18 protein-coding genes are annotated in these 22,001 nt (G+C 46.6%); 4 read left to right on the top strand and 14 right to left on the bottom strand.

The features are described 5' to 3' along the window. Window positions 1-107: 107 nt before the first annotated feature. The gene (locus L3Q72_RS18295) at window positions 108-737 is read left to right on the top strand and encodes a LysE family translocator (protein ID WP_275133597.1); all 630 of its coding nucleotides are present in this window, start codon (window positions 108-110) and stop codon (window positions 735-737) included. Between the two features lie 258 nt (window positions 738-995). Here L3Q72_RS18295 and L3Q72_RS18290 read toward each other — a convergent pair whose 3' ends face one another. The 14 genes from L3Q72_RS18290 to narQ form a co-directional block, all read right to left on the bottom strand. Continuing rightward, the gene (locus L3Q72_RS18290) at window positions 996-2,033 is read right to left on the bottom strand and encodes an IS110 family transposase (protein ID WP_275129398.1); all 1,038 of its coding nucleotides are present in this window, start codon (window positions 2,031-2,033) and stop codon (window positions 996-998) included. A gap of 284 nt (window positions 2,034-2,317) precedes the next feature. After that, window positions 2,318-3,301 carry a Gfo/Idh/MocA family oxidoreductase gene (locus L3Q72_RS18285; protein ID WP_275133596.1) on the bottom strand — a complete coding sequence of 328 codons (984 nt, stop codon included), beginning with the start codon at window positions 3,299-3,301 and terminating at the stop codon, window positions 2,318-2,320. Between the two features lie 11 nt (window positions 3,302-3,312). Further along, entirely contained in the window at window positions 3,313-4,272 is a 960-nt protein-coding gene (locus L3Q72_RS18280) for a diguanylate cyclase (RefSeq protein WP_275133595.1), read from the bottom strand. Continuing rightward, window positions 4,272-5,246, bottom strand: a complete 975-nt coding sequence (locus L3Q72_RS18275; protein ID WP_275133594.1) for a response regulator — start codon at window positions 5,244-5,246, stop codon at window positions 4,272-4,274. The genes L3Q72_RS18280 and L3Q72_RS18275 overlap by 1 nt, the downstream gene beginning before the upstream one ends. Before the next feature lie 131 nt (window positions 5,247-5,377). Continuing rightward, window positions 5,378-5,989 carry an SGNH/GDSL hydrolase family protein gene (locus L3Q72_RS18270; RefSeq protein WP_275133593.1) on the bottom strand — a complete coding sequence of 204 codons (612 nt, stop codon included), beginning with the start codon at window positions 5,987-5,989 and terminating at the stop codon, window positions 5,378-5,380. A gap of 122 nt (window positions 5,990-6,111) precedes the next feature. Then, window positions 6,112-8,388 (bottom strand): glycosyl hydrolase family 65 protein, encoded by a 2,277-nt coding sequence (locus tag L3Q72_RS18265; protein WP_275133592.1) that lies wholly within the window; start codon window positions 8,386-8,388, stop codon window positions 6,112-6,114. 27 nt (window positions 8,389-8,415) lie between these two features. Next, entirely contained in the window at window positions 8,416-9,081 is a 666-nt protein-coding gene (pgmB, locus tag L3Q72_RS18260; protein WP_275133591.1) for a beta-phosphoglucomutase, read from the bottom strand. Window positions 9,082-9,337: 256 nt separating this feature from the next. Then, window positions 9,338-11,257 (bottom strand): extracellular solute-binding protein, encoded by a 1,920-nt coding sequence (locus L3Q72_RS18255; RefSeq protein WP_275133590.1) that lies wholly within the window; start codon window positions 11,255-11,257, stop codon window positions 9,338-9,340. Window positions 11,258-11,301: 44 nt separating this feature from the next. Further along, complete coding sequence (locus L3Q72_RS18250) at window positions 11,302-13,089, bottom strand: diguanylate cyclase (RefSeq protein ID WP_275133589.1); 1,788 nt, start codon at window positions 13,087-13,089, stop codon at window positions 11,302-11,304. Between the two features lie 150 nt (window positions 13,090-13,239). Beyond that, complete coding sequence (locus L3Q72_RS18245) at window positions 13,240-14,727, bottom strand: vWA domain-containing protein (RefSeq protein WP_275133588.1); 1,488 nt, start codon at window positions 14,725-14,727, stop codon at window positions 13,240-13,242. 16 nt (window positions 14,728-14,743) lie between these two features. Further along, window positions 14,744-15,391, bottom strand: coding sequence for a TadE/TadG family type IV pilus assembly protein (locus L3Q72_RS18240; RefSeq protein ID WP_275133587.1), 648 nt, complete (start codon window positions 15,389-15,391; stop codon window positions 14,744-14,746). A gap of 8 nt (window positions 15,392-15,399) precedes the next feature. Then, window positions 15,400-15,900 (bottom strand): TadE/TadG family type IV pilus assembly protein, encoded by a 501-nt coding sequence (locus tag L3Q72_RS18235; RefSeq protein WP_275133586.1) that lies wholly within the window; start codon window positions 15,898-15,900, stop codon window positions 15,400-15,402. A gap of 253 nt (window positions 15,901-16,153) precedes the next feature. Then, the gene (locus L3Q72_RS18230; RefSeq protein WP_275133585.1) at window positions 16,154-16,783 is read right to left on the bottom strand and encodes a response regulator; all 630 of its coding nucleotides are present in this window, start codon (window positions 16,781-16,783) and stop codon (window positions 16,154-16,156) included. A 14-nt stretch (window positions 16,784-16,797) separates the two neighbouring features. After that, window positions 16,798-18,483 (bottom strand): nitrate/nitrite two-component system sensor histidine kinase NarQ, encoded by a 1,686-nt coding sequence (narQ, locus tag L3Q72_RS18225; protein WP_342752178.1) that lies wholly within the window; start codon window positions 18,481-18,483, stop codon window positions 16,798-16,800. A 258-nt stretch (window positions 18,484-18,741) separates the two neighbouring features. On the opposite strand from narQ, the gene napF reads away from it, so the two are divergent. From napF to napA, 3 genes are read left to right on the top strand one after another with little or no spacing between them, the layout of a single operon-like run. After that, the gene (gene napF, locus L3Q72_RS18220) at window positions 18,742-19,257 is read left to right on the top strand and encodes a ferredoxin-type protein NapF (protein WP_275133584.1); all 516 of its coding nucleotides are present in this window, start codon (window positions 18,742-18,744) and stop codon (window positions 19,255-19,257) included. Beyond that, window positions 19,241-19,492 carry a chaperone NapD gene (locus L3Q72_RS18215; protein ID WP_275133583.1) on the top strand — a complete coding sequence of 84 codons (252 nt, stop codon included), beginning with the start codon at window positions 19,241-19,243 and terminating at the stop codon, window positions 19,490-19,492. The genes napF and L3Q72_RS18215 overlap by 17 nt, the downstream gene beginning before the upstream one ends. Window positions 19,493-19,502: 10 nt before the next feature. Continuing rightward, window positions 19,503-21,989, top strand: a complete 2,487-nt coding sequence (napA, locus tag L3Q72_RS18210) for a nitrate reductase catalytic subunit NapA (protein ID WP_275133582.1) — start codon at window positions 19,503-19,505, stop codon at window positions 21,987-21,989. Window positions 21,990-22,001: the final 12 nt, after the last annotated feature.

Below are 22,001 nucleotides of genomic sequence, written 5' to 3'. Positions count from 1 at the left end.
CATGGGAACGAGGGGGGTGGAAGGTTTGGGTGAATAATTATTTATTGAGTATTCATTTGTAACTGTGATAAAACAGGGTGTGGATTGATTTATATAGGGAAGTAAAGATGTCTTTTGAGGGAGCAATTACCTTTTTTGTGGCCATTTTTGTATTCAGCGTGACTCCGGGGCCGGGAGTGTTTGCGATGTTGGCGCGAGCACTGGTGCATGGTTCAAGGAGCTGCCTGGCTCTGGCACTTGGTATGGTAGCCAGTGATGTGGTTTATCTGATCATGGCCTGTTTTGGTCTGGCGACGATTGCCGAAAACTGGTCTGAGGTATTTGTGGTTATCCGCTACGTGGGCGCGGCTTATCTTATCTATCTTGGCTATAAGATGTTTAAAACCCTGCCTGCTGCAAAACAGACCATTGAGTCTGAACCGCAAAAGCTTCGCGAGATTTCCAATATTGCAGGCTTTACTCAGGGTTTTCTGATTTCGGCTTCAAACCCTAAGGTGATCCTTTTCTATATTGCCTTTTTACCGACCTTTATCGATCTGACTGTGCTGCAGGCGCAGGATATAGCACTGGCGGCTTCACTGGCTTCTGTGGCGTTAACACTTGGTCTTATGCTGATTGCTTATGGTGCTGCGCGCGCTTCTCAGTTGTTAAAGACGCCAGTGGCGCACAGAAGATTAAATCGCAGTGCTGGTGGAATTATGATTCTGGCAGGGACTTATCTGGCGGTGAGTAGGTAGTTGAGAGCTTATAACGTTCGAGGTGCCTCGTTCCCATGCTTATATGGACTCCCGGGTGTTGTCAAAAAGTTTATTAGAACAGAGGTCAGATGCTTGCTTATATACGGGCTCTAACTGAGGAGCTACCTCGGCCTCTTCGATGTATTCGCACCTTCATGACTTTATCTCCCGCACGGTAGTTTCTACCTGAGCATGGGCCAGTCTCTTGAAGGTTGGTCTTACCTGTTTGTTCTTACGTTCTTTTTGACTAACCTGGTATTAAGCCACAAGTGGTTGTGGCTTATATTCCTCATCACTTTTTATCATGGCAAGAGCCGTTCTCACCGTTTTATTTGCCAAAGCAATAGCTGCAACTTTTTTGCCTCGCCTTGTGGTCAGATCTTTAAGCCATTGCTCTTTTCCTGTCCGGGCTTCTCGTTTTTCCAGTTTACACACAACTGTTAAGGCTCCTCGAAAGAGTGCACTACGCAACATGTTGTGACCACACTTTTTAGCGATAGAACCTATTTTCTGTTTACCACCACTACTGTGTTGAACGGGTGTTAACCCCAGACAAGCTGAAGCTTCTCTACCCTTACTAAAATGCTCTGCCTGGCCTAACGCTACTTTTAATAAAACTGAGCATACTGGGCCAACCCCCTCCAGAGCTTGTAACCGCCTGCACACTTTATCTTGCGCTATTGACTGCTGTAGTTGTTGTGTAAAAGCTTCTACTTGCTCTATCAAATTTATAAACTGCTCATACATCTGACTCAGGCAAGCTCTAAACTGGCCGGTTAATCCGTTATCAGCGTCCTCAAGAACATAAGGAATGGCTTCTCTCAATGCTTTATCACCTTTAGTGATCGGAATGCCAAACTCCAGTAAATAGGAACGCAGTTGATTACTTATACTTACCTTCTGCCTAACCAGTAGATCTCGCATATGAACGATGGATTGCTGACACTGCTCTTCAACGGTTGGTATGCGACAGGATTTTATTTGAGATTGCGTAGCTGCGATAGCAATGGCAATAGCGTCATTGGCATCGGTTTTTTGGCCCTGCCTGAATGCAGCTGCCCGACGTGGGGCAATAGCCTTCACTTCATGCCCTTGCTCTTTAGCATATCGAGCCCAATAGTTGGTTGTACTGCATGACTCCATTGCTACCAGTGTTGCTTTTTCCCTGGCTAAAAATTCCAGCAGTTTCTTACGGCTCATTTCTCGATTAAAAATAATCTTGCCATCGAAATTCATCTTACAGACCTGAAAAACACTCTTTGCAAGGTCAATAGCAATAACGGTAGAATATTTCATGTATGGACTCCTTTTGTAAAAGTTTGGTCGCTTATTACGCTACTCCTGAGGGAGCCGGGAGTCCATACATCTCCTGCGTGGGAATGCATACCGGGCTTACAGGTTCCTCGCTTCTTTCATTTTTATACAATATTCGAAAGGTAATTAATCTCTTGATAAGTAAAGAAAATTAAATATCGAGAGTGCTATGTTGTATGCGGTTTATTTTAGTCTGATATGCGTTCCCACGCTGGAGCGTGGGAACGAGAGACTTACGGAGTCTTTTCTAAGCTGGGCAGAATGCCTTAACTATCAGCAGGAAAAACCACACCTGTCTGCTTGCGCACTTCGGTGATAACTTCAGCAACCGCCAGTGAGCGTTGAATGGGTGCTTCCCACATATCGCCTTTTTTGATTTGCTCTGCAAACTCCAGAGCTTCGTAGATCATAGAGTTCTCTTCCTGCTCCAGCGAAATAAAGTTTGGAGCTTCCCCTTTTTTCTGGATGCTGAAGCCGTCACATTCAGAGAAGTGTTCCGCCACAATAGCGCCGTCTTCGCCCTGAATTTCGCTGGCAATGACACCATCGGAAACTTTAGAGTGCTGAATGGCGACAATAAAGTTTTCGTAGGTCAGGATCACGCTGCCGTGGGCATCAACACCGGAGTTCAGCAGTTTGGCGCTGGCAAGCACAGATTCCGGTTTTCCGAACAGCGAAACCGCTGCTGATACGCAGTAATAGCCGATATCCATAATAGAGCCGTTGGAAAATTCCGGATTAAAGGTATTCGGATTTTCACCATTGAGGTACTTCTGATAGCGGGAGGAGTACTGACAGTAGCTCAGGTAAACATTTCTTAGCCGGCCTACCGCTGGCAGGTTTCTTTTCAGCTCAATAAAGTTTGGCAGAAATTCCGTTTTAAACGCCTCAAACAGGATAACGCCGTTTCGCTTTGCCACACTAAACATCTTGCTGGCCTGCGCGGCATTTGACGCCAGAGGCTTTTCACAGATTACATGTTTTCCCTGTTCCATCAGCAGACAAGCCTGCTCACAGTGGTGGCTGTTTGGGGACGCAACATATACCGCGTCTATACGGGTATCCTGTGCCAGGGTAGTTAAGTCGTCAAAGAACGCACACTCTTTGCTCTGCAGTGAAGGCAGGAAGTTTTTTGCCTTTGATATAGAGCGTGAGTAGATTCCCGCCAGTTCAAACTCACCGGATGCTATCGCGGCATCAACAAACTTTTCTGTAATCCAGCTGCTTCCGATTATGGCTAATTTAATCATTACTCTTCCTGTTATAGGGTCATTACGTTTGACTGGTTACGGCCAGAGTTTTTCGACTGATAGAGAGCCTGATCCGCTTTTTCCAACCATTCAAGATGGGTTTCCAGTTTACTGTTAAATTCGCAGATGCCAAGGCTGATTGTATAAGAGATATTGCCCTCTTCCGTCTCTACGCACAGGTTTTCTATGCGTTTTCTCAGACGTTCAGCAAAGTAGTGTGCCTGATCGGCAGTGGTTTCAGGAAGTAACACAGTAAACTCCTCACCGCCGTAACGACCGCAGATATCGCTGGTACGCGCGGTTTTTCTCAGCTCCTGTGCTGTTTTGCGGATAACTTCGTCACCAGCACCATGTCCGTAGGTATCATTCACTTTCTTGAAGTGATCGATATCGAAGATAACCAGTGAAGAGGGGGAATGGGTGAGTCTGATTTTCTCAAACTCTGTCACCAGACAGGACTCCCAGTAAGCGCGGTTAAACAGCCCTGTCAGGCCATCGGTACGGCTGAGCGTTGCCAGTTTCTGATTTGATGCACGCAGGTGCAGCCTGCTTTTCGCCACATCCGATACATCCTGGATCATCAGGCAGACATGAGAAACTTCACCGTTCAGGGAGGTCAGGGGGGTGATAACCATATTCTGATACATGGCCTCAAGTCCCTGCGACAGTGGCGAGTAGTTTTTAAAGTCGAAAATATGCGCAGTGGTTTCCCAATTTGAAAAAACGCGGTTACGCAGATCGGTACAGGTGTCTATTTTGGCTTTCAGCCACTCTTTAGGCAGGTTATCGACCACTTCGAAAAGGTTTTTCTGCATGACCTTGTCGGCATTGATGCCGCTGTAGCTCTGCATAAAGTCATTCCACAGGCAGACCTTATACTCTTTATCTAGCACAACCAGGCCAACATCTATGGTGTTCATAACCTGCAGGGACCAGTGAAATTCTTTTAAATCCAGAGTAATTTCGCTCATTACAGCCTCTCCATTAACGATTTAATCACTTCCAGAGAGTCTGGATCTAACAAAAGCAGCATTTCGCATTCAAAATCCAGTTCTTCAGCAAAATAGGTAAATTCAATAGTAAAAGCACCCTGCTCAATCTGATGCTCAGTAAGGTACTCACAAACGTTGTGATCCAGAAGAATTGGCTGCCTGAGTGAAAAGCTCCTGACCAACTGGTGAGCCAGTGAATTCAGATAGGTAGAAACCAAAAGGGATGCGATATTCATTACCAGCTCACTCTGGCTGATTGAAGCACCGCCCAGCCCCAGCTTTGCGGCTAGTTCGGTTATATTCTTACCCCGCATGCACACCAGGGATTCGCCATGAATGCCGCCACCGACAAAGCGTTGTGTGACAGCGTGCATGGAATCTCTTTGCAACACATCGCTGATGATCATTTTCAGTTCGCTGGCTTCGAAATAGCCAACGGTGGGTATAGGCAGGTTAATAAACTGACCAACCCGGTCAGAGAGAATTGCAGCGCCTCTGCCCAGGGCAATATTGGTTAACTCTTTGAATTTGCTTGTTGCATCGATATCAAATTGCGCTTCGTCGGCTTCTGGCAGAGAAGGCTCAGGCTCTGAAGATGAGTGCTGAAACGGGGCTAATACGGATTGTATCTGGTCAATTTTGTACGGCTTTTCAATAAAAGCATTTGCTCCCAGGCTCAGACAACGGGCTTTCGCTTCTTCCTGAATATCAGCGGATACGACAACGATCTGAGTGTTATAGTCGCTGACAGGCAGTGAACTGAGAACTTCAAATCCGTCCATGACCGGCATAGTCAGATCCAGAAACATAAGGTCAATATCAGAGGTGGATAAAATGTCCACCGCCTCCTGACCGTTTTCACCGAAAAAGATTTTTGCTGATATTTCTGTACTTACTGTTCTGTAAAGTGTCTTTCTTGCAAGAGCGGAATCATCGCAAATTAGTATATTCATTTCCCTAAACCAACTACTTAAAAGAGACTGCACCGATGTAAACCCCGGTAAACTCGTCTTTAGGATCACACCTTGAGGTCACTTGTATTTAGCGAGGGCAGTTTAATGTACAAATATGTCAGTATAATGTTCTATTTGAGATAATCTTCAAGCTTTATAGCAATTGCATATGCCATATTTTGATGTTGGTCAGCTTCCCAGTGAACACCGTCTACCGGGCTTGATTTAACATGGTCCTTGCTGTCGAAAAACAGGCAATCCAGCTCGGCTGCTGTTTTGCGAAAGTGCTCAGTAAAATGCTGTGATTTTTCCTTTCCTCCCACAAAAAACTGACCGAAATGACCGACTTCCTCAATTTCCGGTGGTGAGATGAGAACTATCTTCGCGGGTGCAGTGGATGAAGCCTTGATATCCCGGACAAGCGTAGCAAGATTGCCTGCAACATCACTGGCGGACTGGTTAAAGTTTGCTTTCAGATCATTGGTCCCCAGCATTAAAATGACAATGTCAGGCTGGTGTGTTTCCATACAGAGTTTCAGGTCGTCTCTGCCGCCGGTAAAACCCGCTGACGGGTCATCAAAAAGGGTGGTTCTGCCTGGCTGGCCTTCCTCAATAACGTGATACTTATCTGACAGCTTCCCGGCTAAGATGCCTGTCCATCTCCTGTTTTTCGGATAGCGCCCGCCATCTGCAGGTGAGTATCCCCAGGTATTGGAATCTCCAAAACAAAGAATGCTTTTCATTAATCCGGTTTTCCTTTTTTTCCGTCGTTGCTTCTTATTGTCTGGAAAAAATGGTGACATTCAATAGTGGCGATAAAATTGAATAGCCAGCCAGAACAAGTGATTGTTCTGGCTGGCTTATCTTAATGAATTGTTAACTGACGGATTTCTCCGTCGAGCAGGACTCGTTTGTTGTCGATATCCAGCATGACAGGTTCACCACTTATCAGGCGGATGACGCTATTCTCTTTATCAACACTTACTTCAATATCGCTGCCGCGGTAGCTCAGGTTGAAGCGGTAGCCGTCCCAGCCGGAAGGCAGTGATGGTGCAAGGCGAAGCGCGTCGTCGTGCAGTCGCACACCACCGAAACCAAACACGATACCCTGCCAGGTGCCAGCCAGGTTTGCGATATGCAGGCCATCTTTTGTGTTGCCGTGGGTGTTATCCAGATCCAGACGTGCTGTTTCCGAGAAGTAGTTGCGCGCCTTGTCTAACTGACCTAAACGCGCGGCCATAATGCTGAATACACAGGATGAAAGTGAAGAGTCATGGGTGGTGATCTTCTCATAGTAACCGTAGCTGGCCGCCATGGTATCTTCGTCAGCCACACCGTCCAGCAGGTAGTGCGCCAGAACGGTATCGGCCTGCTTACACACCTGATAGCGGTATAGTGTCATCGGGTGGTAGTGCAGCAGCAGCGGGTGCTTTTCCTTCGGAGTACCGGCGAAGTCCCATACGGCTTTGTTGGTGAAGCTATCGTCCTGAGGGTTAATGCCCAGTGATTCATCATATGGAAGCAGCATTTGATCCGCTGCTTTCTGCCATGCCGCAGCCTCATCAGCATGCAAACCGATTTTTGCAATAAGCTGATTAAGCTGATCCGGTGCTTCTTCTCTCATCATCTGATAGAAGCTTGCAGCCCAGCGTAGGTTATATTGCGCCATCGCATTGGTGTAGTAGTTATTGTTTACCAGTGCGGTGTACTCGTCCGGACCGGTAACACAGTCAATGCAGAACTGCTCTTTTGCATTGAAGTGTCCGGTTGCCAGCCACAGGCGTGCGGTTTCAAACAGCACTTCTGCACCACAGTTAAAGGCGAATTCACTGTCGTTGGTTGCCAGATAGTGCTGAACAAAGCCCCAGGCGATATCGGCACTGATATGGTACTGAGCCGTTCCTGCCGGGAAGAAGGCGGAACATTCGCTGCCGCTGATGGTTCGCCACGGGAACAGGGCTCCCTGCTGGTGTCCCATCTCTTTTGCTCTGGCCCGGGCCCCATCGAGTGTGTTGTAGCGGAAGCTGAGCAGATTTTTAGCCAGCTCAGGCTGAGTCATAATAAACACAGGCAGCACATAGATTTCGGTATCCCAGAAGTAGTGGCCTTCGTATCCTTCACCGGACAGGCCTTTTGCTGCGATCTGACTGACCGAATCTCTGCCCACGGATTGCAGTAACTGGAACAGGTTGAAGCGGATGCCTTCCTGCAGTTTTTCATCACCGGCAACACTGATATCAGACTTAGCCCAGAAGCGGTTCATATACCCGGTCTGTTCTGCTACCAGCGTATCAAAGTCATGGTCTGAGTATTCGTTCAGCAGTGCATAACCGGAATCTGACGGGTTTTCATGGCGGCGGCTGTCAGTAAAGACAACATATTTGGTCAGGGATACTTTTCTGTCCAGATCCAGTTCGAAGCTGCTGCTATATGCCGTTTCACCGGCGCTGTTTTCACAACGTGCTTCTCCTGAAAGGCTGTGGTTGCAGCTCACAGCAACATCAAGCTGAGAGTTGTTGGTTCTGGAGATCAACTGAGCCTTCTCGCCAGCAGATACTGAGCGAAGGTTCAGCAATTTAGCGTGTCCGGCAGCAACGCGTGGATCATTGACTGCGGTAAAGTTTTCAACATCACCTTCGACTCCGGAGACGATGCGAACCGGTATGCTTCCGTTTAGCGGCTCTAGGGTGACACGTGTGGCGTACAGCTCTTTCTTAACCTGTGATACCAGGCGTTCAAAGCGGATACGGATCTCTTCACCGTTTTCAGTACGCCAGTCGATGCTGCGGGTGCTGATACCTGTGGCAAGATCCAGTTCACGGTTGTAGTCTAGTACCTTGCCGGTGAAAACAGAGAAGCGTTCTTGTTTCTCGCCGACAAAGATTTCTATATTCTGTGCATCCGGAAGGTTAACCAGTTTCTGCGCCGTTTCAGGGAAGGCGTAAAGCTTTTCGCCATAGGTGATGGTGATATCTTCGTAAAAGGCGTTCAGGTAGTTACCGCGAATAGAGGTTATTTCATCTGTGTACCCTTCTTCGAAGTTGCCTCTGACGCCAAGGTAGCCGTTTCCCTGCGCAAAGAGCGTTTCATTGACCGCAAGATCGCCGGTATCCAGAGAGTTGTTTGTGAGTATCTGTTTCATAGTCGTTGTCCGGTATCGTTCTTGTGTCTATTTGTCTTCAAACGCTTTTACGATTTCACTCAGTGAAAGCTGTGCCGTATCGGATAAAAGCAGATCCGCCTTTGCCAGAGCGTTGGCATCGCCGACACCAACGGCAAACATACCTGCCGCCTGAATGGACTCCACACCGGCTTCTGCATCTTCAACGCCAACACATTGCGCCGCCTCTACGCCCAGCATCTCTGCTCCGCGAACAAAAATTTCCGGATCCGGCTTGTTCGCTTTCAGGGTTGCCGGATCAACAATATTGGCAAAGTAATCCTGCAGCCCCAGCCTTTCAATGATAAAAGGCGCGTTTTTACTTGCTGAGGCCAGAGCCATTGGGATGCCTGCTGCATTAAGGTCATCAAGCAGCGTCTGGATTCCCGGCAGTATGTCCTTTGGTGTAACCTGCTGAATCAGGGTTTTATAGTGGTCATTTTTGCGGGTTGCTATTTCAATCTTTTTCTCGGGAGTGAACTTATCCGCCATACCTCCGTGGTTAAGGATACGCTCCAGTGAGGTCATGCGATCCACGCCTTTAAGTTGTTCGTTAAATTCACGGTCAATCTCAATGCCCAGCTCATCAGCCAGCTCTTTCCACGCAAGGAAATGGTATTCCGCTGAGTCTGTGATGATGCCGTCAAGATCGAAGATAAATGCAGCAATTGACATATAAGGTACCTGTATTCTCTCGGTTGTTATTGAAAAAAAGGGATGAACCAGAGTCTGATCCAAATGGATGTCGACGGCTCATTCATCAATTAAATGAATTATAGACCAGAATTCGAACAATTCTGCGCGCTGGAACATATTTTCTTAATCGATTTAGAAAAAATTAAGATCAACTTAATATTTTTAAGAAAAAGCCAGTCCAGCTGGCTTTGATAAGGCTGGTTTTTTTTATAAAACGATTAAGTTGGAGCGAATATTACGGCTGTCTGTTTTTGTTTGAGCTTTTGTATTTAGTCACGGCTCTGTAAAGGGTCTCCTGGATCTGTGAGATGCTTTTATTGCTTCGGAAAAAGTCGCTGATGATGGCAGTGACCGGCTGTTGAATCGCAGCTGGCTGAGCCTGATTGAAGTTAAATGACGGCACCATAGTTCCTTCTTTGGCAACGCGTGCGGATATCAGTGAACATTCATCAAATTTATTGAGAGGGACGTCCAGGCGGGCCGGGATGGATCCCTTGATCAGATTGAACTGCTCTTGCACATCCTGCTCCATCATCACTTTAGCCAGAGCTTTTGAGCCCTGTTCGCGGGGTTTATCGGTTTTGGGAAATGCAAAGGCGTCTGCATTTGCCAGAAACAGCTCATCTCCACCGGGCAGTGGCATGCAGATATACCCTTTCTGGCCATAAGGGAAGTTATGGTCCTGAAATACCGTTTGTATCCAGTCTCCCATAAAGTAGATGGCTGCCTGCTTATTGATTAGCATCTCGGTGGCCTGTACCCAGTTTCGTTCTCTGCGGTTTATATCGCCGTCAGTCAGGCTTTCAATTTTTCTGAATGTGTCCAGAATTTTTGCCATAGTGGGGGAGCGAAATGCCTCTGCGTCCAGCTCCACAAACAGCCGGGTATAAAAATCGGCACCACCTATGCTGAGCACAAGTGACTCAAATAAGGTGCCTTCCTGCCAGGCGTAACCGCCCATAGCAACGGGTGTGTATCCCGCCTTTTTAATCAGGTTTGCTGCGTGGAAAAACTCCTCCCAGCTGTGCGGAAGTTTTGCGCCGGCACGTTTAAAAATCTCCGGGTTAACCCACATCCAGTTCACCCTCTGCAGGTTAACCGGAACGGCAACGTAATGGCCGTTGTAACGGATGTTTTTGTCGATAATCTCCGGCAGGACGGACTGCCAGCCTTCACTTTCGGCAACATCATCAAGAAACAGCAGTGCTTCTTTTTCAGCCCATTCTCTGACGGCCGGGCCCATATAGGTCTGAATCGCCTGGGGAAGTCTGTGCGAGGATGCGCGGGATCTGAGAACTTCGGTCATATTGCCACCGGCCGCCCCCTCAATGGTGTAATCTACCCACTGGTAACCCTTCATTGCGATGGCGTTCTGGTAGACCGCCAGCATGGGAGCGTCATGTTCATTGGTCCACCAGTGCGCGACTTCAATCAGCTTGCCGGATTCCTGTATGGTTCTGTACGCATTTTCCACGGAACTGACCATTTCAGGAGTCGAGTTTTTACTCAGAGCGATATACAGGCTGCTTTTTGACTTTGGCAGTTGCGCCAGCTTCTGATAATCATGCAGATCGAGCTTGGTCTCTTTATTGCGGTTGTAGCGGTCAACAAGATGGCTCAGCATCAGATCGTCAGAGGCAATAAGGTCAACCCGGTTGTTGTTCAGCATTAATATGTTCTGGGTGGCATCTGTTACTTCACGCAGGCGGTGAAATCCCAGTCCGGTCAGTTTTTCAATGATATGACTGCCACGGGTCACACCGATAATGTATTTTTTCGCATCGTTAAGGTTTGTCAGCTGGATATCTGGCCTGAGTTTATGTCTGAAGAGATATTCCCGGGTCTGGGATATTTCGCCGATCCAGTGGAAGCGGTCATCTAAATTGGAGTATCTGGCAATCGGGTAGACAAGCGTGTTCTGGTTGTTCTGCGCAAAATACAAGCCGCGTTTTAACGGGTATGAAGTAATAGGCACATTTTGTTGCATTTCCATCAGCATAGCGCGCACGATTTCGGTCGCATACCCTTCATGCCTGCCTTTGGTCAGCATGCTGTATGGCGGAGAGTTAAATGTGACTATCTTTAACGGCTCTTCAGAGGCAAATACCTGAGCAGTCAGTAAAAACAGTAAGAAGAGAACAGAAAAGCGGTTCATATGCATCCGTTATACCCATCACCTGAACTGAGTATAGTACAGCTTTATTGGAGCACTCCTCCTACTGTTCGGTTTCTGCCCTGTTGCTTGGCCTTATACAAATGCTCATCGCAGTGATGGAGGATCTCGCGGCTCGAAAGTCCGGTGGTTTTTTCAATGGTCAGGCTGCCGATACTGACGGTGATATGATCGGTAATAGTAGAGCAGTCGTGGTCGATATTGAGATCTTCAATCTCCTGGTTGATATGTTTAGCTACTCTGAACGCACTGACCTGAGCGGTTTCCGGTAAGATCATGGCAAATTCTTCACCGCCATAGCGGGCAGCTATACAGTCATGATTTTTGGCTATCTGTGCCAGCGCCTGAGCCACTCTTGCCAGACAGCTGTCACCGGCAACATGGCCGTATTTGTCGTTATAGAGTTTGAAGAAATCCACATCAATAAGCATCAGAGAAAGGGACGGGCCGCCACGGTTTAGTTTATCCAGTTCCTCACTGAATCTTTCATCGAAAAAGCGCCGGTTACCCAGTTGGGTTAATGCATCCATATTGGCCTGCGAAGCCAACTGCTCAATCAGTGAATCAATCTCATCGCCTGACGTTTTCAGAAAGCGGTGAAGTGTACGCATCTTCTTGAATCTTGTGGATTCAATCCGCTCAAAATGACGGTTGATCTTGTACTCCGGACAAGCGTCTCCGGTATTGCAGCCGCACTCTTTCAGAGATAGGGTGCTGATAGAGTGAGAAAGTAGACGGGCACGGCTGGCTTTGGTGTCTGAATAGTATTCGCCATAGGCATAAAATCCAGATGTGGGACAGAGAGAATTCAGTGGGTGTAGTTCAACAACAGTATCCTGTTGCAGTACAGATTTCCTTGCTGCGCAGGAATAGACAAAGTTTACCTGAGGTTTGAAGTCGTACAGCTTTTCATAGGTCTTCCTGGCATCTTCTGCCACGATGCCGATATGGCAGATACCAAAGCGGAGTATTTCCCCCTGGGAATATTCTCTCAGATATTCGAAGGAGCCATCTTCATGCACGGTATGGGGCGAGGTGGTAACCTGCATTCCCTTCTTATCCCGCATCAGTGGAAATTCGATAGCAGAGAGAGGTTCGGCGATAGAAGGGGTTTCTCCAAGATAGTGTTGGTATAGATCCAGAGGTGTTCTTCCGTCAATTTCGTAGATTCGGTTACCTTCCGCTTTGGTGATGAGAAATCGTTTGCCGATAGGTGCCCAGCTCAGACTGAACGTATTTAATGCTTCGAGTTTTTTACCACCGATAGCAGCAAAAGCGATACCTTTTTCACTGATCCCGTTGTCGGTAAAGGCGAAGGTTTTTCCGGTGTTTGCAATTTTTCCTGACAGACCTCCGGCAATGGTAACCTGAGGGATCTGCTTTTGCAGTGCCCTAACAAAGGTTTCGCTGTTCGCTTCGCGCAGAATGGACAGACCGCTGTAAAATACCAGTACGACTTTTATTTTCTGTTTACCAAGTATTCTCCCCATATCATTACCGGCATCCTCAAAGCTATCGCATTCAGGTAGAAGATACGAAGAGGCGTAGGAGCTCTCGAAATTCACTACATTAATGATAATGGCTTCCTGAGTAGATTTGCTGCCAGAAATCTCACCGGCAGTGCTGGTTCCGATAATCGGGACTTTAGGAAAGCGGCGGGTCAGTTCTGATAGAAGGCAGTCAATGACATCCGTATCCATAATACTGGTAAATATCTGTATCAGATTTCTTTCCGGAACGGCGAGATCAATGATTTCTTCTGCCTGTTGCAGATCAGAGGGGGAGCTGTACCGGAAGTTTATGGCTTTAATCATCAATTACTCATTTACAGCTTGTGCGATATAAATAGCCTAGTATGAAATTGGTTAGAATTTAAAATGTTAACTGCGACAGTGTGAGCAAGGTAGCGTGAAAACAGAACAGGCAGAGAATAGGTCTCTGCCTGCCGAAGCCATTGCGGAAAGCTACATTGTAAGTCGGATAATGACTTCTAAAATTTCATCCAGGCATGGGCCAAGCGCATCTTCATCAATAGCATGGCAATATATTCCGTCAAGGTTGTCTTCATTTGGAGGAGTGACATCATAATCGCTGTCAGCTACTGGGTTGCTCGGGGCTAAAATAGCAGGATCGTTTGCCATTCTATATAGCATGTGGCTACCGATTTCATCATCCGGACCAGACTGACCCAAAAGGCGTGGGCCCAGTCCAAGGGTAAATACAATAATACCCTTGTCACGAGCATGGTCAGCCATAGCTTCTGGAAGGTTTCTGGATATCCGGCTTACCTTATCAAATAAGTCCCATGAAGAATCAGTAGATGGGTTATACTGGCTGACTGGTCTGTATCCGTAGCTACTATTGTATTCGCCGTCTTCATCTGCACTATTATTTACTATTAAAAATAGTTCTGAATCTGGATTGCCTGCTCCTTCAGGTATATAGTCGCTCGAGTGGGCATTATAGTATTCAGGGAGCTCGACCAGTTCATCGCCTATACCATTTCCTTCCCAGCCCGGAGGATCTACAGTTTCTGGAGATACACTTTCATGGTTATACAAGCCCCGAGGTCTGCCGTAGCTGGCACTGGATGCGCGCAGGGAGCCGGTAATATACTTGCTATCATCGTCATCATCTTTATTCTTATTTACATCTAAAAGAAACTGAGATGAGAAAGTATTTGGAGCACCGTCAGTGAAAAATACAATAACTCGCAGATCTGCCGGATTTGTCAGTCCCAATAATTGATCCAGTGCAAGAGAAAATCCCTCTGACGGATTGGTATAGCCATCGAAAGTCATACCTTCTAAGTCACCCCACAGAGTCGCTGAGTTATTCTCTTCGTAGTCAAAGCCTCTGTTATTATCGTCGAATCCAGCCAGAACTTCTGCTCCATGTCCGTATGCAAGCAGTGCCACTCGGTCCATATTGGTGTGCAGTTTGCCAACAAAATCTTGTGCACGGTCTATAACATCGTCACCAACACTTTGAAGTGATGAGGAGTTATCTATAACAAAGGCCAGGTCAACCGGGCGACGAACTGCTTGTGATGCGGCTCCGATGGTAAGAGTATCAAAACCAAACAGACGGATAAGTGATGTTGGCATTACTGCGGTAGCACTGATATCAACAGTAATATTACCCTGACCATCTATTGAATAATTTATTGGTGTATCTAATTCAATATCACTATTTAGATAACCATCGTTAATATTGGCATAGAACACCATTGTTGCAGCTTCGTTTGCTGCTTCCGGGCTATCACCTATTTCCCGCGCGGCCGCAATACAGGCAGCATCCACAGCAGCGAGAATTTCGGCTTTAACAAGGTACCCTTTACCAATATCTATCGCCAGACCGGCTAATACCAGCATACAGGGCAGTGCCATCACTGTGATTATCTCAATTAGCCCTTTTGACCTCTGTTTTGTGAAAGGAGCTCTGATTTTCATATAGATCATCCTTACCTTACATATAGGTTTCTTCACTTAGCATGATGCTATGTTTGAGAAAGAATGTTGTTATAGGGGTATACCGATAGATAACTTCTACAACATAGATAACTTTTCCGGCACTCAGTTGCTTTTCACCAGAGCCATAGCCCGCAACTTCACCGCCGTGTACAGGAAAGTTGCTTATCACTATACGATTGTTTTCATTACTCGGATCCAGGTTTGGAGAAGTACACTCACCTGATACCCAACTGTTGCAATTACTCCAGGTAATGCTAGGTTCATTAATGCCTGAGCGGTTCCATTTATACTGTGCTTGAATATAAGGTGCTCTGTATGGATTTGCTGTTGTTCCTTGTCCTACAACCTTGCTTACATAGATGACACCATCGGTAGTAAAATCGAGAGAGCCAGAGGTAGTCGCGACAATATCCATAATGTCCTGAATATAGTCAGGGTCATCTGTACTGCTCTGAGGGGAACGGGATGTCATATTGGCAATTTCACGACCTAAATTAATGGTGATACTGTTTGCCTGGATAATGTTGGTTAACTCGTAGATAGCAAGCATTAACAATAATAGTACCGGTAGAACTAAGGTCAGTTCGACTGAGGCAAATCCTTTTAATTCTGAATTTCTGCTTTGATAGTTTAGTTTATGCATTTTGCACCTCAGTAATTCTCAATTTTCATCGCTGTACTAACGGTAAATGTGTAAACATTGCTATCAATGACTGGATAGAGCAAAGGGCTTAATACTGGCCATTCACAGGCGATATGAATAGCGATAAATTGGCCCGCTCCGCCAAAGGAGATAATAGTGTTGCCGTCTGAGTCTAAAATTGCATTACCGTTGCCATCTAACTCTATAACAGGGTTGCCGTCCTTATCTTCAATCCAAATGTCTGTTACAACGTCATCCATTAGCCCGTCAGAGGATAGGGAAATTCGCTCAAGTATGGCTGCTTTTCTGTCGCCTGAGTTATTGGGATCTAAATTGGTTTGTCCGGTAACTGCGTAACGAGCCCCCTCGCGAACCGCGTTTTGCATGGTGAGCTTGACATACCCATATACAGCGAAATCCACAACGGTGAAAAACACGGCAAAGAAAACCGTAGCAACGATAGAGAATTCGACAACCGATAAACCTTTCTGTTTTCTTTTTTTAGGCATAGCCTTATTACCTTCTGACTTAAGCACAAGGTCGGTGAGTTTTTGTTAAAATAGGGCACCGAGTGCTGGTTGAAAGTTGTACTGCCTCAATCTAAGAATAAGCCAGTTTCAGGAAATATGAGAAATAGGATCTTTGATACTGATAAAATTCTCATGTGCGCAACTCAATGCACTGTTTTTGCAGAAGGCAGATAAATACGAAGGGCTTAATTGGAAAAGCCCGCAGGGGATTGCGGGCTTTTTGATAAATAAATCAGGCTTTTCCGTGACTTTCCAGATAAAGCACGGTTGCGGCAACCCTGGATTTTACTTTGAGCTTCTTAAGCAGGCTCTTAATGTGCACTTTTACCGTAGATTCAGAAATAAACAGACGCTCTGCGATCTGGCGGTTACTCAGGCCTTTAGCGACTTCTGTCATGATTTCACTTTCACGCTCTGTCAGAGCCGAGAAGAGATCGTCGGTTTCTGATTTTTCACGAAGTACCTCAAGTACCACATCGCTGAAAGCGCTGCCGCTGGTCATGGCTTTTTTGATCAGTTCAATCAGCTCATCCGGTTCGGTATCTTTGAGCAGATACCCGTCTGCACCGGCATCGATCAGGGCGCGGATATCTGAGCTGCTGTCAGAAACGGTAAGTACGATGACTGTCGCCGTTACACCTTCTTGTCTCAGGGCTTTCAGCGTATCAAGTCCGGACATTCCCTTCATATTAAGATCAAGCAGGATAAGATCCGGTTCATCCTGACAGGCTAATGCGACCGCATCAGCCCCGTTGCTTGCTTCTGCTGCGACGTTGAATTCGTCCTCAAAAGAGAGAAGCTGTACTACCCCTCTGCGCATAAGAGGGTGGTCGTCAACGATAAGTACGTTCCAGATAGACATGTATGTTTCCAGTGTTATGTATCAAGTGGGAATGAAAGCTGGATAGTGCAGCCTTCTCCTGGTTTGCTGTCGATATTCAGATTTCCTTCAAGCCGGTCGGCACGTTCTGACATTATGGTTAAACCGTAGTGATTCAGTTTTTCTACACTTGTGCAGAAGCCGGTGCCATCGTCGGTAATTCTGATATCTACTCTGCCATCAGATTCCTGACAGCTTATTTTTATTGTTTTTGGTGAAGCGTGCTTAATGGAATTAATCACAGCCTCACGAACTAGCTGGATAACATGCACCTGATGATTCGCACGCAGCGAGATCGAAGCCAGTTTGTTGTCCAGAATAATTTCAGCATCCGTCTGCTCTTCAAGTGGCTTAAGTAGTTCAAGCAGCGCTTCGCCAAGATCCGCTTTTTCAATTGTCAGACGGAAGGTGCTGAGCAGCTCTCTTAACTGAGTATAGGTGGCGCTGAGCTGTTTATCTATTTCTTTAGCAGTTTCAGATGCTTGGTTCACATTTTCTTTTGCAATGCTGCGGTTTAGCAGCGTTGTCTGAATTTTCAGGTAAGAAAGCGACTGGGCAATGGAGTCGTGCAGCTCTCTGGCAATGGTGGCACGCTCTTCCATCAGCAAAAGTTGCTGAGCCTGTTTCTGTGCCTTATTGTAGTAAATACCACGTGACAGTATCTTGGCGACGTTGCCGATAAGCTCCTGATCCGGGCAGGGCAGGGTATATTGCCATTCCAGTGTGCCAAGTACCTCTTCATCCAGTACAAGTGCTTCGCTATGCCAGATAGCATCAGAAGGTTCGCCGGATAGAATCGTCCACTCCGCGCCGGCTTCACCAACAATCATTCTTACTGCAGTAACCCCTTCTGTTTCCTGAAGGGACTCAATAATATGGCGGAAATTATGCTCACCCAGATGACTGACTCCCAGCTCCTGCTGGCAGTTGTACAGTACTTCCAGTGAGTTTTTGGCGTGTTCAAGCCTGTGTGTTTTTTCTGTTACTTTTTGCTCCAGGCCGGTATAGAGCTTTTCCAGCTCTCTTGCCATGCCGTTAAAGGCATTTGCAAGGACGCCCAGTTCGTTCTGGCTGTTCAGTCTGATTTTAAATCCAAAATTACCTGACTGTACCTCTTTGCTTGCCACCATAAGTTGTTTTAGTGGTGAAACCACTTTCTTTTGTGAAAAATAAATCACGTAGAGCGCAACACCCAGAGTAAAAATAAATCCCATTCCATAGGAAAGGGATATTAAATGCATTTTGGTTTGTGAAAATTTTTGCAGTTCAAATACAAAAATATCGATCTGATTAACAAATTCTGCGACCTCTGCGACATAAATTCCACGATGCTCAGACTGAAGTTGCGGTTTTAAATCTGTCCAGCGGTTAACCAGGTTGTTGTACCTGTCTATCAGGTGTTGAGGTGTTATCAAATTGTCTATTGATTTCAATGCAGGCGAGTTCAGAGAGAGCTCGTAAGCTTCTATATGTCTGTCAAAGAGCAGAGATTCTGTTTCAATATCAAAAGCAAGGCGGTAACTCTGCATTCGCAGCGAACCGGCAACGTTTATCGCCTCTGCATCATCCAGACTAGAGAAAAGTGCTGAAAGCGTCACTGTTGCAGTCACTACAGAAATCAACAGGATAGAGAGCATGGCCCATGCGATGGTTCTGGTAATGGATATCTGTGGTCTGTGCAAGTTGGCTCTCCTGACAAAATAATTAATAACGTATATAAGTACGTCATGCCTATTGTGTGAACTAACGCGTATCGATTAATTGATCTCGCGCAAGTGTGATATTTATTTACCTATTAAGGGGTATTTATTAGCAATTCGCAAAATCTAGACTAACGTTATTAACAATAAATAGAAATATGAATGATGTATATGAATTTATTAATAAAAATAAATCTCATTTACATAATTTGAAATACGCTGGAAATTTAGAGGAATGCATTGGTAGATATCGGACGGCGCAGACTGTTTAGTCGTGGCCCTAAAGCAAAAATAAGCACCGAGTCTCCTCAACGAATGCCCTGGCTTGTGGATGAGCAAGCCTTTATTCAAGGCTGTACCCGTTGTGGAAAATGTATCGAAGCGTGTGAGACTTCTGTGATCATTAAAGGGGAAGGTGGCTTCCCGGAAGTGGATTTCTCCCTTGATGAGTGCAGCTTTTGTGAAAAGTGCGCAGATGTTTGTCCCGAACCTCTTTTTGTTCCTCGTACCCAAAAACCCTGGGATCAGATTGCTGTCATTGGTGAAAAGTGCCTGTCACTGAACGGTGTTGAATGCAGAAGCTGCGGCGATATGTGTGAATACCGGGCTATCAGTTTCAGGCTTCAGGTTGGTGGAAATGCAAAACCAATACTGAATGAAAAAGAATGTACCGGGTGTGGCGCTTGTATTAAGCCATGTCCGGTAGGTGCGATTGAAATAAAACGAGCAGGAAACGCAGATGAGTTATCACGTTAGCAGCCTAGCGGTACACGCCGCAGCTGACCAACTCGAAGCAGTAAAAGCTGCAATAGAAGCAATGCCTGGTACGGAAGTACCGGGAACCTCAGAAGCGGGTAAGCTGGTGGTGGTTATCGAAGGCGATAGCAGAAACTTCTTAGCAGACCAGTTTAATGAGATAAAACAACTGCCAGGGGTGCTTGCTGCAACTCTGGTGTTCCACCAAATGGATGAGCAAGTTGAGCTTGATTGAGGAAGAAAACATGAGTGTCAGTAGACGAACTTTCTTAAAGGCAAACGCGGCGGTAGCGGCAGCATCGGTAACGGGAGTAGTACTTCCAACATCGGTTGCACAAGCTGCTGGTAAAGACAACGAAGTACACTGGGACAAGGCTCCATGTCGTTTCTGTGGTACTGGCTGTAGCGTACTGGTTGGTACGCAGAATGGCCGTGTTGTTGCATCGCAAGGTGACCCGGATGCTCCGGTTAACCGTGGCCTGAACTGTATTAAAGGTTATTTCCTACCGAAGATTATGTACGGACAGGATCGCCTGACCCAACCATTACTGCGTAAAACCGATGGTGTTTACGATAAAGAGGGTGAATTCACACCAGTTAGCTGGGATGAAGCCTTCGATGTAATGGCCGACAAATTTAAAGCTGCACTGAAGGACAAAGGTCCAACATCTGTTGGTATGTTCGGCTCAGGTCAGTGGACAGTTTGGGAAGGCTATGCAGCGGCTAAGCTTTACAAAGCCGGTTTCCGTTCTAACAACATCGACCCTAACGCACGTCACTGTATGGCGTCTGCGGTAGTTGGCTTTGGCCGTACCTTTGGTATGGACGAACCTATGGGTTGTTACGATGACCTTGAGTACGCAGATGCATTCGTACTTTGGGGCTCAAACATGGCGGAAATGCACCCGATCCTTTGGTCCCGTCTGACTGACCGTCGTCTGTCTGAAAAACATGTTCGCGTAGCGGTTCTTTCTACTTTTGAACACCGTTCTTATGAACTGGCGGACAACCCGATTATCTTTACTCCGCAAACCGACCTTGCGATTCTGAACTTCATCGCTCACTACATTATCTCTAACGATAAAGTGAACCATGATTTCGTGAACAAGCATACTAATTTCCGTAAAGGTGAAACGGATATCGGTTACGGCCTTCGTCCTGAGCACCCTCTGGAGCAAAAAGCGAAGAACCCGGGCAGTAAGAAATCTACTCCGATGACTTTTGATGAGTTTGCGAAGTTTGTTTCTAAGTACGATGTTAAGTATACATCTGAGCTTTCCGGTGTGCCGGAAGATCAGCTGATTGAACTGGCAGAAATGTATGCAGACCCTAAAGTTAAGGTCGTTTCTTACTGGACAATGGGCTTTAACCAGCATACTCGTGGTGTATGGGCAAACAACCTTGTTTACAACATTCACCTGCTAACCGGTAAGATCTCTAAGCCGGGCTGTGGTCCGTTCTCACTGACCGGTCAGCCATCAGCTTGTGGTACAGCGCGTGAAGTAGGTACATTCGCACACCGTCTGCCAGCAGATATGGTGGTAATGAATCCTAAGCACCGTGAATTTGCTGAGAAGCACTGGAACATCCCTGAAGGTACTATCCCTGGCAAACCAGGTTACCACGCAGTACTTCAGGACCGTATGCTGAAAGACCGTAAGCTGAATGCTTACTGGGTTCAGTGTAACAACAACATGCAGGCTGGTCCTAACATCAATCAGGAACGCTACCCTGGCTACCGCGATCCAGCGAACTTTATCGTAGTATCGGATCCGTACCCAACTGTAACGGCTATGGCTGCAGACCTTATTCTTCCAACGGCAATGTGGGTAGAAAAAGAAGGTGCTTACGGTAACGCAGAGCGTCGTACACAGTTCTGGCGTCAGCAGGTTTCTCCACCGGGTGAAGCCAGATCGGATGTTTGGCAGGTAATGGAATTCTCCAAGCGCTTCAAAGTTGAAGAAGTGTGGCCTGCAGACCTGATTGCTAAGAAGCCTGAACTGGCTGGTAAGACTCTGTTCGAAGTACTGTTTGCTAACGGTAAAGTTGACATGTACAGCACGGATGAACTGGCAGAAGGTCAGTTGAACGATGAATCCCGTGACTTTGGTTTCTACGTACAGAAAGGTCTGTTCGAAGAGTACGCCTACTTTGGTCGTGGTCACCATCATGACCTGGGTACATTCGAGCAATACCATAACTCTCGTGGCCTTCGCTGGCCTGTGGTTGACGGCAAAGAGACACTTTGGCGTTACGCAGAGGGTTATGACCCATATGTAAACGAAGGTGAAGAGTTCTCTTTCTACGGTAAGAAAGATAAGAAAGCGATTATTTTCGCACTTCCTTATGAGCCGCCTGCGGAGTCTCCGGATGACGAATACGATCTGTGGCTATGTACCGGCCGTATCCTTGAGCACTGGCATACAGGTTCTATGACTCGTCGTGTACCTGAACTGTACCGTGCATTCCCGGATGCTGTTGTGTATATGCACCCGCTTGATGCGAAGAAACGTGGCCTGCGCCGTGGTGATGCAATTAAGATTGCGTCTCGTCGTGGTGAGGTAATCAGTCACGTTGAAACCCGCGGTCGTAACAAGGTACCTCGTGGTCTTGTATTTATGCCATTCTTTGATGCTGGTCAGTTAACCAACAAGCTAACGCTTGATGCGACCGACCCACTATCTAAAGAGACTGACTACAAGAAGTGTGCAGTTAAGGTAGAGAAGGCATAAGGCGATAACGGG

Origin of the sequence: Vibrio sp. JC009, assembly GCF_029016485.1 — a bacterium.
Taxonomy (GTDB): domain Bacteria; phylum Pseudomonadota; class Gammaproteobacteria; order Enterobacterales; family Vibrionaceae; genus Vibrio.
Note: the sequence above shows the minus strand (reverse complement) of the source record. Positions and strands in the feature narration are given on the sequence as shown.